General features: G+C 71.1%; 15 protein-coding genes. 5 read left to right on the top strand and 10 right to left on the bottom strand.

The annotated features are described in order from the left end of the window. Positions 1 to 272: 272 nt before the first annotated feature. The 7 genes from AB0D59_RS47025 to AB0D59_RS47055 all read right to left on the bottom strand — a co-directional run bounded on the left by AB0D59_RS47025 (position 273) and on the right by AB0D59_RS47055 (position 7,337). Positions 273 to 1,076: an ABC transporter ATP-binding protein gene (locus AB0D59_RS47025; RefSeq protein WP_362578061.1), complete on the bottom strand. Its 804-nt coding sequence runs from the start codon at positions 1,074 to 1,076 to the stop codon at positions 273 to 275. After that, positions 1,069 to 1,998 carry an ABC transporter permease gene (locus AB0D59_RS47030; protein WP_362578062.1) on the bottom strand — a complete coding sequence of 310 codons (930 nt, stop codon included), beginning with the start codon at positions 1,996 to 1,998 and terminating at the stop codon, positions 1,069 to 1,071. Before AB0D59_RS47030 ends, AB0D59_RS47025 begins: the two co-directional genes overlap by 8 nt. 139 nt (positions 1,999 to 2,137) lie before the next feature. Then, positions 2,138 to 3,022, bottom strand: coding sequence for a glycosyltransferase (locus AB0D59_RS47035; protein ID WP_362578064.1), 885 nt, complete (start codon positions 3,020 to 3,022; stop codon positions 2,138 to 2,140). Then, positions 3,019 to 3,762 (bottom strand): CDP-alcohol phosphatidyltransferase family protein, encoded by a 744-nt coding sequence (locus AB0D59_RS47040; RefSeq protein WP_362578066.1) that lies wholly within the window; start codon positions 3,760 to 3,762, stop codon positions 3,019 to 3,021. The genes AB0D59_RS47035 and AB0D59_RS47040 overlap by 4 nt, the downstream gene beginning before the upstream one ends. Positions 3,763 to 3,775: 13 nt before the next feature. Further along, positions 3,776 to 4,837, bottom strand: a complete 1,062-nt coding sequence (locus tag AB0D59_RS47045; RefSeq protein ID WP_362578068.1) for an iron-containing alcohol dehydrogenase family protein — start codon at positions 4,835 to 4,837, stop codon at positions 3,776 to 3,778. Beyond that, complete coding sequence (locus AB0D59_RS47050; protein WP_362578069.1) at positions 4,825 to 5,577, bottom strand: phosphocholine cytidylyltransferase family protein; 753 nt, start codon at positions 5,575 to 5,577, stop codon at positions 4,825 to 4,827. The genes AB0D59_RS47045 and AB0D59_RS47050 overlap by 13 nt, the downstream gene beginning before the upstream one ends. Next, entirely contained in the window at positions 5,574 to 7,337 is a 1,764-nt protein-coding gene (locus AB0D59_RS47055) for a DUF5941 domain-containing protein (RefSeq protein WP_362578071.1), read from the bottom strand. Before AB0D59_RS47055 ends, AB0D59_RS47050 begins: the two co-directional genes overlap by 4 nt. A gap of 434 nt (positions 7,338 to 7,771) precedes the next feature. On the opposite strand from AB0D59_RS47055, the gene AB0D59_RS47060 reads away from it, so the two are divergent. Together AB0D59_RS47060 and idi are read left to right on the top strand one after the other, a co-directional pair. Further along, positions 7,772 to 8,713 (top strand): cation diffusion facilitator family transporter, encoded by a 942-nt coding sequence (locus AB0D59_RS47060; protein ID WP_362578073.1) that lies wholly within the window; start codon positions 7,772 to 7,774, stop codon positions 8,711 to 8,713. A 212-nt stretch (positions 8,714 to 8,925) separates the two neighbouring features. After that, entirely contained in the window at positions 8,926 to 9,519 is a 594-nt protein-coding gene (gene idi, locus AB0D59_RS47065) for an isopentenyl-diphosphate Delta-isomerase (RefSeq protein ID WP_362578075.1), read from the top strand. A gap of 6 nt (positions 9,520 to 9,525) precedes the next feature. On the opposite strand, the gene AB0D59_RS47070 is transcribed toward idi, so the two are convergent. Further along, complete coding sequence (locus tag AB0D59_RS47070) at positions 9,526 to 10,020, bottom strand: ATP-binding protein (protein ID WP_362578107.1); 495 nt, start codon at positions 10,018 to 10,020, stop codon at positions 9,526 to 9,528. Positions 10,021 to 10,271: 251 nt separating this feature from the next. Here AB0D59_RS47070 and AB0D59_RS47075 point away from each other — a divergent pair, with 251 nt between their 5' ends. Beyond that, the gene (locus AB0D59_RS47075; protein ID WP_362578077.1) at positions 10,272 to 11,027 is read left to right on the top strand and encodes an enoyl-CoA hydratase/isomerase family protein; all 756 of its coding nucleotides are present in this window, start codon (positions 10,272 to 10,274) and stop codon (positions 11,025 to 11,027) included. On the opposite strand, the gene AB0D59_RS47080 is transcribed toward AB0D59_RS47075, so the two are convergent. After that, positions 10,999 to 11,649, bottom strand: coding sequence for a DJ-1/PfpI family protein (locus AB0D59_RS47080; protein WP_362578079.1), 651 nt, complete (start codon positions 11,647 to 11,649; stop codon positions 10,999 to 11,001). The two genes, AB0D59_RS47075 and AB0D59_RS47080, sit on opposite strands and share 29 nt — an antisense overlap. A 7-nt stretch (positions 11,650 to 11,656) precedes the next feature. Further along, a complete protein-coding gene (locus tag AB0D59_RS47085; RefSeq protein ID WP_362578081.1) occupies positions 11,657 to 12,625 on the bottom strand; it encodes a GlxA family transcriptional regulator in 969 nt (322 codons plus the stop codon). Positions 12,626 to 12,763: 138 nt separating this feature from the next. On the opposite strand from AB0D59_RS47085, the gene AB0D59_RS47090 reads away from it, so the two are divergent. After that, positions 12,764 to 13,633: a hypothetical protein gene (locus tag AB0D59_RS47090; protein WP_362578083.1), complete on the top strand. Its 870-nt coding sequence runs from the start codon at positions 12,764 to 12,766 to the stop codon at positions 13,631 to 13,633. A gap of 146 nt (positions 13,634 to 13,779) precedes the next feature. Further along, the gene (locus AB0D59_RS47095; protein ID WP_362578084.1) at positions 13,780 to 16,206 is read left to right on the top strand and encodes a Tex family protein; all 2,427 of its coding nucleotides are present in this window, start codon (positions 13,780 to 13,782) and stop codon (positions 16,204 to 16,206) included. Positions 16,207 to 16,271: the final 65 nt, after the last annotated feature.

Genomic DNA, 16,271 nt, shown 5'->3' on the forward strand with positions numbered 1-16,271 from the left:
TGCCGACCCAATACACACTATTTCGGACACGCCGCCCAGCAATCCACGGGGCGGCCCGGCCGAGGGTGTCGCGCATTATCGCCCCACTTGCCGCTTTCCGGGACCCGTACAGCTTACGTTGTACAACGCATCGAGGTTCGTCGGGGTGTCCCGCAGATCACAACAACACACCGATTGGCTTCAAGATTCCTTAGGCGGCCCGGAGTTGACGTTTCCTTTGCAGACGCCGGGCCCCGCCGGAAAGGTTCCGACGGGGCCCGGGTACCGCTGGGCTACTTGCCCGTGAACTTCTCGTACTCCTTGAGCACCTCTTCGGTCGGGCCGTCCATGCGCAGCTCACCGCGCTCCAGCCACAGGACCCGGTCGCAGGTGTCGCGGATCGACTTGTTGTTGTGGCTGACCAGGAACACGGTGCCCGCGTGCCGGCGCAGTTCGCGGATCCGGTCCTCTGACCGCCTGCGGAAGGCCGCGTCACCGGTGGCCAGCGCCTCGTCGATCATGAGGACGTCGTGGTCCTTGGCGGCGGCGATGGAGAACCGCAGCCGGGCCGCCATGCCGGAGGAGTAGGTCCGCATCGGCAGGGTGATGAAGTCGCCCTTCTCGTTGATGCCGGAGAAGTCGACGATCTCCTGGTAGCGCTCCCTGATCTCCTCGCGGGACATGCCCATGGCGAGCCCGCCGAGGATGACGTTGCGCTCGCCGGTGAGGTCGTTCATCAGGGCCGCGTTGACGCCGAGCAGCGAGGGCTGCCCGTTGGTGTAGACCCTGCCCTGCTCGGCGGGCAGCAGGCCGGCGATGGCGCGCAGCAAGGTGGACTTGCCGGAGCCGTTGGAGCCGATCAGGCCGATCGCCTCGCCCCGGTAGGCGACGAAGGAGACCCCGCGCACGGCGTGCACCTTGCGGACGCCCCGGGCCGTGTCGTCCGAGCCGCGTTTGACGATGCGGCTGAGGGCGGCCGTCGCGCTGCCCTTGCCGGACTTGGCGCCGTGGACGCGGTAGACGATGTGCACGTCCTCCGCGATGACGGTGGGGATCCGCTCCCCCTGGTTCTGCTCCGTGTCGTTCAGCTCAGCCACGGCCGTACCGCTCCTCCGCCTTCCAGAAGTACACGAACCCGCCGGCGAAGACGACCAGCGCCCAGGACAGGGCGACGGCCCACACGTGCGGCGGGAGGTTCGAGGCGCCATAGCCGTCGATGAGGGCGAAGCGCATCAGATCCATGTAGACGGTGGCGGGGTTCACCTGGAGGACCGTGCGCGCCCACTCCGGCCGGCCCTCCATCATCTTGGTGATCGAGAACATCACACCGGACATGTACATCCAGGTGCGCAGGACGAACGGCAGCAGCTGGGCCAGGTCCGGCGTCTTGGCACCCAGCCTGGCCACGATCATGGCCAGACCGGTGTTGAAGAGGAACAGCAGGACCAGGACCGGGACGACCAGCACCCAGGACAGGCCCGGACGGCTGCCGAACCCGACCACCACGGCGACCATGACGATCATCGAGAACAGCAGCTGCTGGAGCTGCTGGAGCGCGAAGGAGATCGGCAGCGAGGCGCGCGGGAAGTGCAACGCCCGCACCAGGCCGAGGTTGCCGGAGATCGCCCGGACGCCCGTCATGATCGAACTCTGTGTGAACGTGAACGTGAAGACGCCGGTGACCAGGAACGGGATGTAGATGTCCTGCGACATCCCGCGGCTGGCATGCAGGATGACACCGAAGATGAAGTAGTACACGGCCGCGTTCAGCAGCGGGGTGGCCACCTGCCAGAGCTGGCCGAGCTTGGCCTGGCTGTACTGGGCGGTGAGCTTCGCCTGCGAGAAGGCGAGGACGAAGTGCCGGCGTCCCCAGAGCTGGCGTACGTACTCGACGAGCGAGGGACGTGCGCCGCTCACCGTGAGCCCGTACTTGGCGGCCAGCTGCGCCGCCGTGAGGCCCTCGTCGGGCGACGGCACCGCGCTCACCGCGATTCCGACGTCATGCGTTGTCTCACTCAAGGGTGGAAGCCTTCGTCCTCAGATTCGTCTTACGTTCGTCTTACGGAATTGTGCTACCGGAGGTGACACGTATCCGCCATGGGACACGTTCCCGGGGGTGTCCGCGCGCCGAGCACGCGGACACGCGCCTTCGAGCTTCTCAGATCACCGGGGGACGGCCCAGTCGCGTGAGCTTCCACACGGTGCGCCACCGCATGGGCCGACGGGGTCCGCACGGCGTGGTCCAGCCCTCCCGGAAGCCGGCGAACCAGGCGTGCAGGGCCGGGCGCGAGGGGCGGCGCACCAGGGTCAGCAGCATCCACACCCCGAGGTAGACGGGGACCAGGGGGGCGGGCAGGTTGCGGCGCGCCAGCCACACCCGGTTGCGGGCGACCATCCGGTGGTAGACCGCGTGCCGGGAGGGGGCGGTCGTGGGGTGGTACAGCACCATGTCGGAGCGGTAGTCGATCATCCAGCCGGCGTCCAGGGCCCGCCAGGCCAGGTCGGTCTCCTCATGGGCGTAGAAGAACTCGTCCGGCAGGCCGCCGACCTCGGCGAGGACCTGGGTGCGGACGGCGTTGGCGCCGCCGAGGAAGGTGGTGACCCGGGAGGAGCGCATCGGGTCGGAGGCCCGCAGCCTCGGCACGTGCCGGCGCTGGGTCTGCCCCGTGTCCGGGTCGGCGATACGGAAGCTGACGATGCCGAGCCTCGGGTCGGTGGCGAAGGCCTGGCGGCACAGCTCGGCGGTGTCGTGCCCGGGGAGCAGTCCGTCGTCGTCCAGGAAGAGCAGTATGTCGACATCGCGGCCGCTGGGGCCGAAGGCCTCTATGCCGACGTTGCGGCCGCCGGGGATCCCGAGGTTCTCGGGCAGCTCCTTGGTGCGGACGCCTTCGGGGACGTCCGGGACGGGCGAGCCGTTGCCGACGACGACGACCTCGACCGGGTCGCCGTCCTGCTTGGCGACCGAGTCGAGGAGGGCCCGCAGTTCGTCGGGGCGGTTGCCCATGGTGATGACGACCGCGCCCACCTTCAGCCCGGCGCTCACCGCAGCCTGCTCGACGCGAGGACCGAGACCAGGTGCAGCAGGGTCTGCAGCAGCGCGATGCCGGCGAGTACGGCGGTGCCGAGGCGGGTGAAGAAGAGGTCGCCGCGGACGTTGTCGACGATGGCGAGGACCAGGATCAGCAGGGAGGCCTCGATACCGAGGATCAGCCGGTGGAACCTGAGCAGGGCGGCGGCCCGCCGGGCCAGCGCCATCCCGGAGGACCGCATCTCGGCGGCGGCCTCCTTGACCACCGGCAGCCCGGCCTGGTGCCGGGCGACCCCGACCAGGTCGGTCTCGGCCTTGATCAGGATCGCGCCGAGCGCGCCCAGGGTGCCGAGGAAGGCCCACAGCCAGTCGATACGGCCGCTGCCGAACAGGTCGGCGGCGCGCAGCCCGAGCCCGACCAGAACGGCCGCGTCGGTCAGATACGCGCCCACCCGGTCGAGGTAGACCCCGCCCAGCGAGTACTGCTGCTTCCAGCGCGCGACCTCGCCGTCGACGCAGTCCAGCAGCAGGTACATCTGGACACAGACCACGCCGAGCACGGCACCCGTGATCCCCGGCACGAGCAGGGCCGGGGCCGCGAGCACGCCGAAGACGGTCATCAGGTACGTGAGCTGGTTGGGCGTGACCCTGGTGTTCACCAGGTAGCGGTCCACCCGCAGGGACACCTCACGCATATAGAGGCGCCCCATCCAGTGCTCACCGCTGCGCCGGTCCTTGACCCCAGCGGGGTGCACGACCGGACGGAGTTCAGCTACCGATGGCCTTGACATAGTCGACGTAGAAGTCCTTGATCTGGTGGGTCTTGAGGTCGAGGTGTTCGAGGATGGTGTAGCGGCCGGGCCGGGTCTCCGGAGCGAACTCCACGACCCGGACGAACTCGTCCACGGTGAAGCCGATCTCCTCCGGCAGCACCGGCAGTCCGTGCCGGCGCAGCACATCGGCCATGTACACGGACTCCTCGTGGGCTCCGCGCAGGTACATCGCGAAGGCCGCGCCGAGTCCGCACTGCTCGCCATGGCTGGCGGCACGCCTAGGGAACAGCAGGTCGAAGGCGTGGTTGATCTCGTGGCAGGCGCCGGAGGACGGGCGGGAGTCGCCCGACACCGACATGGCGATACCGCTGAGCACCAGCGCCTCGGCGAGCACCTGGAGGAAGTCGTTGTCCCCTATGCCGCCGGGGTGCCGCAGCACCGCCTCGCCGGCCTGGCGGGCCATGGCGGCCGCCAGGCCGTCGATCTTCTCGCCGTTGACGCGGTGGGACAGTTCCCAGTCCGCGATCGCCGAGATGTTGGAGACGGCGTCCCCGATGCCCGAGCGCACGAAGCGTGCCGGGGCCTCGCGGATGACGTCGAGGTCGATGACGACCGCGATCGGGTTGGGCACGCCGTAGGAGCCGCGGCCCGCGTCGTTGTCGAGGGTGGCGACCGGCGAGCACAGACCGTCGTGCGCGAGGTTCGTCGGCACCGCGACCAGCGGCAGGCCCACCCGGGCCGCCGCGAACTTCGCACAGTCGATGATCTTGCCGCCGCCGAGGCCGACGACCGCGTCGTAGCGGCCCGCCTTGATCTCGCCGGCCAGCCGGATCGCGTCGTCGAGGGTGCCGCCGCCGACCTCGTACCAGGTGGCACCGGGCAGGCTCGGCGAGACGCGCTCGCGCAGCTTGGTGCCGGAGCCGCCGCTGACGGCGATGGCGAGCCGGCCGGAGTGCGAGATGCGCTCGTCGGCGAGCACACCGGCCAGGTCGTCGAGGGCACCCGGGCGGATGTCGACGACGACCGGCGAGGGGATCAGCCTGGTCAGTACTGGCACGCGATCTCCCGTCCCCGGGCGAGATCGTCGTGGTTGTCGATCTCGACCCACCGGACGTCGCCGATGGGCGCCACGTCGATCCGGAAGCCGCGGTTGACCAGCTCCTGGTAGCCGTGCTCGTAGAACTGCTGCGGGTCGCCCTCCCAGACCGTCTTCAGCGCGTCGACGAGTTCGGGGGCCGCGTCGCCCTCGATGAGGGTGACGCCGATGTACTCGCCGGTGGCCTCGGTGGGGTCCATCAGCTTGGTGATCTTCGTCATGCCCTTGTCGGCGTCGACGACGACCTTCATCTCCTCGTCCGCGAGGGACTTCACGGTGTCCAGGGCGAGGATGATCCGCTTGCCGTCGCCGCGGGCGGCGAGCAGCGTCTTCTCGACGGAGACCGGGTGCACGGTGTCGCCGTTGGCGAGGATCACGCCGTCCTTGAGGGCGTCACGTCCGCACCACAGGGAGTAGGCGTTGTTCCACTCCTCGGCCTTGTCGTTGTCGATGAGGGTGAGCTTGAGGCCGTACTTAGCCTCCAGGGCCGCCTTGCGCTCGTACACGGCCTCCTTGCGGTAGCCGACGATGATCGCGACCTCGGTCAGGCCGATCTCGGCGAAGTTGCCGAGGGTCAGGTCGAGCACCGTGATCGAGTCCTCTATCCCGGCAGGCCCCACCGGCACCAGTGCCTTGGGCAGGCTGTCGGTGTAGGGACGCAGACGCCGTCCGGCGCCGGCCGCCAGCACGAGGCCGATCATGCGGGTTCTCCTTCATCGTGTACGGCGGGCGCCCCTGCGGACACCCAGAAGCGGATGCTCTCGACGAGCACCAGCCCGGCCACGGCCACGGCCAGGACCGTGAGCGCGACCTTGAACTGCGTGGCGGTGAGCACCGCGGCCACGACGGTGACCAGCAGCGTTCGCCCCTCCTGCCCCCCGGCGGCGCGCACCAGCCAGGCCGGCGGCGCCCCGGCGTTGCCGCGGATGCGGTACACCGTGTCGTAGTGATGGTAGGCGACGGCGGCCACCAGGCCGAAAGCCGCGGGAAGGGTTCCGTTCACCCCGGATTTGCTTGCGAGGACGAGAACGGTGCCGTATTCGGCGACCCGGAACAAGGGCGGGACCAGCCAGTCGAGGGCGCCCTTGAGCGGGCGGGCGAGGGCCTGGCCGCAGGCCAGCGCGTAGACGACGGCGCCGGCGACCGGCGCCCAGGTCACGCCTGAGAAGAGGGACACGGTGAGAACCGCCACTCCGGCGAGTGCCACCAGGAGCGGGGAGCCGAGCCGGGCGGGCATCGCGCGGGACACGAATCCGGCGAGCGGGCCGTTGTCGGCCAGGTCGGCCAGCGCCTTCGCCGCCCGGTCGGTCCTCGTGGCCTTGCGGGTCAGGGAGCGCAGCACCCGCCCGGCCGTGGTGTACGTCGCCGCGAGGGCGCAGCCGACCAGGAGCACATAGAAGGTGATCCGCGGGGTCGTCGCCGCGGTCAGGACGGCTATCAGGGCCCATCGTTCGCCGATGGGCAGGACTATCATCCGGCGCACCCAGACCGTCCAGCCGACGCTGTCGAGCCGGTCGGAGAGGGCCGCGGTGGGGCTGGTGTTGGCAGTGGCGTCGTGGTTCGCCTCGTTGAAGGAGAAGTCGACCACGTGCCGGCAGGTCTGCAGGATCATCGCGCCGAGGGCGAGGGCCCACACGTCGTCGCCGCCCCGGGCCGCGCCGAGTGCGAGGCCGGCGTAGTAGGCGTACTCCTTGGCCCGGTCGAAGGTGGCGTCCAGCCAGGCGCCGAGCGTGGAGTACTGCAGGGAGTAGCGGGCGAGCTGGCCGTCGGTGCAGTCCAGGACGAAGGACGCGATCAGCAGTACACCGGCCGCGACGAACCCGGCGCGGGTGCCGGTGGCCGCGCAGCCCGCCGCGATCAGGGCGGTGAGCAGGGAGGCGGTGGTGACCTGGTTCGGGGTCAGTCCGCGCCGGGCGCACCAGCGGGCGAGGTAGCGGGAGTACGGGCTGACGAAGAAGGTGGTGAAGAAGCCGTCACGGGACTTCACGGCCGACTTCAGGCGTACGGCCTCGTCGTCGACGGCGGCGACGGCCTGCCGTACCTCGTTGCGGGCCTGCGGGTCGGCGGGGACGGCGGCGACCAGACTGCCCAGCTCGGGGCGGTGCACGTCGGCGTCCAGGGCGGTGACGAGGCCGTCGACGGCCAGGTCGGTGCCGCCGCCGGCGGCCTCCCGGGCGAGCGCCCCGTTCAGCGTCTGACGGCCGGCCGGCTGGGCGGTGACGGCGCCGGGGATCGCGGCGAGCGGGAAGCGCGGGTCGGTGAGGCCGAGGCGCAGGGCGTGCAGATGACCGACGAAGCGGGCGTCGACGACGGCCACCCGCCGGTCGGCGGGCACGGCCGCGAGAAGGGCCGCGGTGTCGGCGCTGTCCGAGGCCGTACGCACCTCGAAGCCGAGCGCCCGCAGATCGCTCTCCAACGACGATCCGGGGACCGGCTGGCCGGTGACGATGGCGGTCGGCAACCGAACTCACTCCCTGGGTGCCGGCGCACGGGCGCCGGTCTACTGCGTGGTGGGGCGCGGTGTGCCTGGTGGCCCCCGGGCGGCATTCGGCAGAGGTTATCGGATGGTGAGGACTGCTTGTTCACCGGCCGTTCATGGCACGGACGACCGGCTCTGCCCCGGCCTTTGCCGAGATCATCATCCGTGATCCGGGCCCCGGCCCACAAACCGCGCTCACAGAACGGGCATTGAGGACATGGCCCCTACGACAGCGACGGGTGCCGACCGACCACCCGGGATGCCCGCCCACTCACCACGGGTAACTGAGGGTGCCCTGACCTGGCATTCGTTTCCGCAGGTCAGGGCACATGACAACGGTGTTCACTGCCGCGTTGCCGGATACCCCCCACCCGTAGTTCACTGTGATCCCGGGCGGAACACAGGAGGCGTATCTCATGGGGGCAGGGCACGACCACGGCCACACGCACACCCATGCGCCGGCCACCGGCACGGCCGCGGCGGCCTATCGCGGGCGGCTGCGGGTGGCGCTCGCCATCACCCTCGGGGTGATGGTGGTCGAGATCGCCGGCGGCCTGCTGGCCGACTCGCTCGCGCTGATCGCGGACGCGGCCCATATGGCCACCGACGCGCTGGGCCTCGGCATGGCGCTGCTGGCGATCCACTTCGCCAACCGTCCGGCGAGCACCAACCGCACCTTCGGCTACGCCCGTGCCGAGATCCTGGCCGCCCTGGCCAACTGTCTGCTGCTGCTCGGTGTCGGCGGCTACGTGCTGTACGAGGCGGTCCAGCGGTTCGTGACGCCCGCGGACACGCACGGCGGCCAGATGATCGTGTTCGGTCTGATCGGCCTGGTCGCCAACATGATCTCGCTCACGCTCCTGGTGCGCGGCCAGCACGAGAGCCTGAACGTGCGCGGCGCCTTCCTGGAGGTGGCGGCCGACGCGCTGGGCTCGCTGGCGGTGCTGATCTCGGCCGTGGTGATCCTGACCACCGGCTGGCAGGCGGCCGACCCGGTCGCCTCGCTGGTGATCGGCCTGATGATCGTGCCGAGGACGGTGAAGCTGCTGCGCGAGACGCTGGACGTCCTGCTGGAGGCGGCGCCCAAGGACGTGGACATGGCGGAGGTGCGGTCGCACATCCTGGCCCTGGAGGGCGTACTGGACGTCCACGATCTGCACGCCTGGACGATCACCTCGGGATTGCCGGTGCTGTCGGCGCACGTGGTGGTCCGCTCGGAGGTGCTGAACGCCATCGGCCACGAGAAGATGCTGCACGAACTGCAGGGCTGTCTCGGCCACCACTTCGACGTGGAGCACTGCACCTTCCAGCTGGAACCGGGCGGGCACGCGGAGCACGAGGCCCGGCTCTGCCACTGACCGCGCCGGGATCCGCCCCTCCGGCCACCGGAACGCATCGGTCCAAAATCCCCCGCCGTCCTTGTGTTCGACACCCCCGGACGGTTCCCGTTCGCACCCGTAGGGCACGATCAACTACCGGGTCCCTCTTCCGGCGTGCCCGTGCCGGGAAGTGCCGGGAGTGTCGGATTCGTACGGCAGACTTGGTACGAAGACCGAGGCGAAGGATGGGTATGCCGATCACACCTGCCACCGCGACGCACAGCACGTCGAAGGGCACAACGGACGCGATTTTGCTTGAACTCGTCGACGAGAAGGGTGTGACCATCGGGACCGCGGAGAAGCTGGCCGCGCATCAGCCACCCGGGCAGCTGCACCGGGCGTTCTCGGTCTTCCTCTTCGACGAACAGGGCAGACTCCTGCTCCAGCAGCGCGCGCTGGGCAAGTACCACTCCCCCGGTGTGTGGTCCAACACCTGCTGCGGCCACCCCTACCCCGGTGAGGCCCCCTTCGCGGCGGCGGCCCGCCGCACCTTCGAGGAGCTGGGGGTCTCCCCGTCCCTGCTCGGCGAGGCGGGAACGGTCCGGTACAACCACCCGGACCCGGACTCCGGACTGGTCGAGCAGGAGTTCAACCACCTGTTCGTCGGCATGGTGCAGGCGCCGCTCTCGCCGGACCCGGAGGAGGTCGGGGAGACCGCCTTCGTGACGGCCGCCGAACTGACCGAGAGGCACGCCCGGGACCCCTTCTCGTCGTGGTTCATGACCGTGCTGGACGCGGCCCGTCCGGCGATCAGGGAGCTGACGGGCCCGTCCGCCGGTTGGTGAGCGGCCTCACGGCACCGACGCGGGTTTGAGCGGCAGGGCGGCCCAGATCACCTTGCCGCCGCTCGACGTGTGCTCCACGTCCACGACTCCGCCCGCCTCCCTGGCCACCTCCCGCACCAGCAGCAGCCCCCGGCCGCCGGTCTGGCCGTGGTCGGCCTCCAGGGCGGTCGGGCGGTAGGGGTGGTTGTCCTCCACCGACACCCGCACCCACTCGGCGCCGACGGCGACCTCGACGGCGAGCACCGGCGACAGCAGCGCCGCGTGCTTGACCGCGTTGGTGACCAGCTCGGAGACGATCAGCAGCAGCCCGTACACCAGGTCTTCCGAGACCGGGACGCCCTGGCGCTGGAGCAGGTCACGTACGGCGCGCCGGGCCTGCGGGACCGAGGCGTCCACGGCGGCGGCGGTGAACCGCCAGACTCCTTCGTACGGCAGCGGATCCGGCGGCGGAGCACCGCCTCCCTCTGGACGCGGGTCGTGCCCGCGCCCGTGGTTCTCCATGGTCCGGTCGCCACCCTCGCGCTCGATTGTCACCACACGACGAGTGTTGGTAACGACCCCCTCCGCCCCGGATGACTGAACACAAGTCAGCAACTATCGAACGGTTCTGACCGTCGACGTACGACAAGGTCGGCTGAAGGACTGGTCCTGTTCCACGAAAGCCGACTTCGCGCACTTTTACGGTTGTACTGCAACCCCTGGGGCAGGGCCGCATCGATCCCCGGCTCCGTCACGCCGATAACATCCCGGCCATGGAGTCCCACCTCTCCCACCAGGTCACCGACGCCGTGGCCACGGTGGTCATCCACAACCCGGTCAAACGCAACGCGATGACCGCGGCGATGTGGCGAGCCCTGCCGCCCCTCCTGGACGAGCTGTCGGCCGACCCGGGCGTCCGGGTCCTCGTGCTGACCGGCGAGGGCGGAACCTTCTGCGCCGGTGCCGACATCTCCACCCTCCAGGGCTCCCCCGCCGAGGCACAGGCCCTCGCCTGCGCCGCCGAGGAGGCGCTCGCCGCGTTCCCCAAGCCGACCCTCGCCGCGGTCCGCGGCCACTGTGTGGGCGGCGGCTCGCAGCTCGCCGCCGCCTGCGACCTCCGGTTCGCCGCGGAGGGCGCCCTCTTCGGCGTGACCCCGGCCAAGCTCGGGATCGTCTACCCGGCCTCCTCCACCCGCCGCCTGGTCTCCCTGGTCGGCCCCGCCGCCACCAAGTACCTGCTGTACTCCGGCGAGTTGATCGGCACGGAGCGGGCGTTGCGCACCGGCCTGGTCGACGAGGTGCTGCCCGAGGGCGAACTGGCCGAGCGGGTCGCCGAGTTCACCCGGATCCTGGTCGCGCGCTCCCAGCTGACGCAGGCGGCGGCGAAGGAGTTCGCCGACGGCCGTACCGACCGCGACGGCCACTGGACGGAGCAGGCGCGCGGCAGCGGCGACACCGCGGAGGGCGTCGCCGCGTTCCTGGAGCGCCGTCAGCCGCGGTTCAGCTGGGCTGTCCCTGGCCGAGGATGAACCGGCTCCTCGAGATGAGCAGCTCGACGACCTCGGCGGGCGCCTTCTGCGGGGAACCCGCGTCGTAGGGCGGCTGCGGGTCGTACTCGATCCCGAGCTGCACGGCCTGGGCGACGGCGTCTCCGCAGATCCGGCCGAGCAGGGCGAGGCCCATGTCGATGCCGGAGGAGACGCCGGCCGCGGTGACGTACTTGCCGTCGGTGACGACCCGCTCCCCCGTCGGCTCGGCGCCGAACTTCCGCAGTTCTTCCAGGGCCAGCCAGTGCGAGGTGGCGCGGCGCCCGTCGAGGAGGCCGGCGGCGGCGAGCAGCAGGGAGCCGGTGCACACGGACGTGGTCCAGGTGCTGGTGGCGTCGGCGGTGCGGATCCAGTCGAGGAGCGCCCGGTTCTCCATCTGCGGGGTCTGGCCGGGGCCGCCCGGGACGACCAGGACATCGGGGTGGGGCACCTCGGCGAAGGTCTTGTCGGCGATCAGGGCGAGGCTTCCGTTGTCGTTGCGGACGGGGCCGGTCCGCTCGGCGACGAAGACGACCTCGGAGTCCGGGAGCCGGCCCAGGGTCTCGTACGGCCCCACGGCGTCCAGGGCGGTGAAACGGTCGTAGAGGACGATCGCGAACTGCATGGCTCTCCTAACCGGGTCGGCCGACGGGGGCCGGCCGGAACCTGTGCCGGTATTCGGCGGGTGTCGCGCCGAGGGCCTTGAGGAAGGCGCGGCGCATCGCTTCGGGGGTGCCGTAACCGCTGGCCCGGGAGACCTCCTCGACGCCGTCGCCGGTGTCCTCCAGGAGCCGGCGGGCGTGTTCCAGCCGTACCCGGTCGACGTACCGGCCGGGCGTCATACCGGTCTCGGCCTGGAAGGCGCGGGCGAAATGTCGGGGTGAGAGGGCGGCGCGGGCGGCCAGCGCCTCGACGCCGAGTTCGCCGTCCGGGTGTTCGGTGATCCACTGCTGGACCTCCCGCAGCGGTTCACGCCGTGCGGTCTGGGCGGCGAGCTGCACGCTGAACTGGGCCTGGTTGCCGGGCCTGCGCAGGAACACCACCAGGTGCCGGGCGACAGTGAGCGCCACGTCCCGGCCCAGGTCCTCCTCGACGAGGGCGAGCGCCAGGTCGATGCCGGAGGTGACGCCGGCCGAGGTGGCGACCCGGCCGTCCCGGACGTAGATGGGGTCGGGGTCGACGTCGACGGCCGGATGGTCGCGGGCCAGCTTGTCGCAGTAAGCCCAGTGGGTGGTGGCCCGGTGGCCGTCCAGGAGTCCGGCCGCGGCGAGCAGGATGGCGCCGGTGCAGACGGAGACGAGCCGTCCGGTGCGCGGCCCGTGCTCGCGCAGCCAGTCGACCAGGGCCGGGTCCGAACGCCGGGTGCCCTGGCCGCCGGGCACGAGGAGCGTGTGCGGCTCGGGCGCCTCGGCCAGGGCCGTGTCCGGTACGACGGTCAGCCCGCTGGAGGTGCGCACGGGCGCGCCGTCCAGGGAGGCCGTACGAATGCGGTAACTGCCCGGGGTCTGGACCTCGGCGCCCGTGAAGACCTCCACGGGGCCGGTGACGTCGAGGCTCTGGACACCGTCGAAGAGGACGACGAGAACGGTTCGCTGCGCCATGTCATCGATTGTTCGCGGGCGCGGTGATGGCCGCAATGACGAGCTTCCCACCTTTTCTGCCATGGCGCACCGAACGCTTCGCCGTCGGGTCGGACACGACACTGGAGTCCGTACCGACCAGTCGGTAACGTGCTCGCCATGACCACTGCCGCCCTGGAGCCGCGCGCCGGCCGCCGCTGCCACACCCTGCTCAACTCCCTGCACGCGACCCACTTCTTCAGCCCCGAGCTGGCCGAGGAACTGGCCGCGCTCGGGGTCACCCACCCGCGGGCCGTCAACTTCGCGGTGCGGGCCGCCGCGTTGGGGCCGGTGGGACCCGGCACGGTGACGGCCACGTTCTACAACTACAAGTACGACCTGGTGGCCCGGCATGTCCCGGCCGTCTGGGAGACCGCGTCGCCCGGCGACGTCCTCGCCGCACGCGCGCGTGCCGTCGACGCCTCCCTGCGGCGGCTGCTCGGCGCGGACGCGGTGGCCTCCGACCAGATGACCGAGGCCGCGCGGCTCGCGCTGCGCGCCACCGAGGCCTGCTCCCGCCCCGGCCGCCCGCTGTACGCGGCGCACGCGGACCTGCCGGTGCCCGAGGAGCCCCACCTCGCCTACTGGCACGCGACCACGCTGCTGCGCGAGCACCGCGGCGACGGGCACCTCGCGGTGCTCATCGCGGCCGGTCTCGACGGGCTGGAGGCGGTGGTGACCCACACCGCGACCGGCAAGGGCATGAACCCCAAGTGGGTGCTCGCCACCCGGGGCTGGAGCCAGGACGACTGGGACGCGACGGTGGCGCGGCTGCGGGAGCGCGGGCTGCTCGACGCGGCGGGCGAGCTGACCGAGGCGGGAGCGGCCCTGCGGGCGGAGATCGAGACGGAGACGGACCGGCTGGACCGGGCGCCGTACGAGCATCTGGGGGCCGACGGGGTGGCCCGGCTGGCCGAGCTGGCGAAGGGGTTCGCGGGGGCGGCGATGGCCGCGGGCGCCTTTCCGGCGGATCTGGTCGGCAAGGGGTGAGCTGAGCGCCGTTACGGCGGATTCAGGAGACGGATGGGCCACGGGGAGTGCGACTTCGTGTCGCGAAAGGGTGCCCTGGGGCCCGGTTGTCGGTGTCACCTGCCACAATTGCCGCGCAACCTCAGTGGAGAAGGCGGTACGGGATCGTGACGACACCCGGGTCCCTGGTTCCAGGGTCCATCGAAGGCAGGATCGCCGAGGAGCTCGGCGTACGGGAGCGGCAGGTCAAGGCTGCCGTGGAGCTGCTCGACGGCGGTTCGACGGTGCCCTTCATCGCCCGCTACCGCAAGGAAGCGACCGAGATGCTCGACGACGCGCAGCTGCGCACGCTCGAGGAGCGGCTGCGCTACCTGCGGGAGCTGGAGGAGCGCCGGACGGCGATCCTGGAGTCGGTGCGCGAGCAGGGCAAGCTCACCGAGGAGCTGGAGGCGCAGATCCGCAGCGCCGAGACCAAGGCGCGGCTGGAGGACATCTACCTGCCGTACAAGCCGAAGCGGCGGACCAAGGCGCAGATCGCACGGGAGGCCGGTCTGGAGCCGCTGGCCGAGGGGCTGCTCGGCGACCCGACGGTGGAACCGCTGTCGGCGGCCGCCGCGTTCGTGGACGCCGACAAGGGCGTCGCCGATCCGCAGGCGGCCCTGGAGGGCGCCCGCGCGATCCTCACCGAGCGGTTCTCGGAGGACGCCGACCTCATCGGTGAGCTGCGCGAGCGCATGTGGGTGCGCGGCCGGCTGTCCGCGAAGGTGCGGGACGGCAAGGAGGAGGCGGGCGCGAAGTTCGCCGACTACTTCGACTTCGCCGAGCCCTTCACCGACCTGCCCTCGCACCGCATCCTGGCGATGCTGCGCGGCGAGAAGGAGGAGGTCCTCGACCTCGTCCTGGAGCCGGAGGAGCCGACCGAGGGGCCGTCGTCGTACGAGGGCATCGTCGCCCACCGGTTCGGGATCGCCGACCGGGGGCGGCCGGCCGACAAGTGGCTGACCGACACGGTCCGCTGGGCCTGGCGCACCCGCCTCCTCGTCCACCTCGGCATCGATCTGCGGCTGCGGCTGCGTACGGCGGCCGAGGACGAGGCGGTCGACGTCTTCGCGGCGAACCTGCGCGACCTGCTGCTCGCCGCCCCGGCCGGCACGCGCGCGACGCTGGGCCTGGACCCCGGCTTCCGTACCGGCGTGAAGGTCGCAGTCGTCGACGCCACCGGCAAGGTCGTCGCCACCGACGTCATCTACCCGCACGTCCCGGCCAACAAGTGGGACGAGGCGATCGCCAAGCTCGCCCGTCTCGCCGGCGAGCACGCGGTCGAGCTGATCGCGATCGGCAACGGCACGGCCTCCCGCGAGACCGACAAGCTCGCCGGTGAACTCATCACCAAGCACCCGGAGTTGAAGCTCACCAAGGTGATGGTGTCCGAGGCGGGCGCGTCCGTGTACTCGGCGTCCGCGTTCGCCTCCCAGGAGCTGCCGGACATGGACGTGTCGCTGCGCGGTGCCGTCTCCATCGCCCGCCGGCTCCAGGACCCGCTCGCCGAGCTGGTGAAGATCGACCCGAAGTCGATCGGTGTCGGCCAGTACCAGCACGACCTGTCCGAGGTGAAGCTGTCGCGCTCGCTGGACGCGGTGGTGGAGGACTGTGTGAACGGCGTTGGCGTCGACGTGAACACGGCCTCGGCCCCGCTCCTGTCCCGGGTCTCCGGCATCACCTCCGGGCTCGCCGAGAACATCGTGACCCACCGGGACACCAACGGCCCGTTCACCTCCCGCGGCCAGCTGAAGAACGTGGCACGGCTCGGCCCGAAGGCGTACGAGCAGTGCGCGGGCTTCCTGCGCATCCGCGGCGGCGACGACCCGCTGGACGCGTCGAGCGTCCACCCCGAGGCGTACCCCGTCGTGCGGCGCATGGTGAAGGAGTCGCACCAGGAGGTGGCCGCGCTCATCGGCAACACGGGCGTACTGCGCTCGCTGCGGCCGGGAGACTTCGTGGACGAGAAGTTCGGTCTGCCGACCGTCACCGACATCCTCAAGGAGCTGGAGAAGCCGGGGCGCGACCCGCGTCCGGCCTTCAAGACGGCCACGTTCAAGGAGGGCGTCGAGAAGATCTCCGACCTGTCCTCCGGAATGGTCCTGGAGGGGGTCGTCACGAACGTGGCGGCCTTCGGCGCGTTCATCGACGTCGGCGTCCACCAGGACGGTCTGGCGCATGTCTCCGCGCTGTCGAAGACCTTCGTCAAGGACCCGCGGGACGTGGTGAAGCCGGGCGACATCGTCAAGGTGAAGGTCCTCGACGTGGACGTCCCGCGCAAGCGGATCTCGCTGACGCTGCGGCTGGACGACGAGGCGGCGCAGCAGGGCGGCGGCCGGCAGGGCGAGGGCGGCGGCGAACGGCGCCAGCGTGGCGGGCGTCCGCCGCAGCAGCGGCAGCAGGGCGGCGGACGTGGCGGCCAGGGCCAGGGCGGCGGACGTGGCGGCCAGGGGCAGGGCGGCGGTGCGCGGCAGGCGCCGGCGCCGGCCAACAGTGCGATGGCTGACGCGTTGCGCCGGGCGGGTCTGCTGGACCCGAAGAAGGGCAAGCGGTGACGGCTTCTTCGGGAGCCGTGGGGTTGTGAGGTTGTGGGGAGCTGCGGGTCCGTTGTGGCTGGTCG

This window comes from Streptomyces sp. NPDC048417, from assembly GCF_040651615.1.
Taxonomy (GTDB): Bacteria; Actinomycetota; Actinomycetes; order Streptomycetales; family Streptomycetaceae; genus Streptomyces.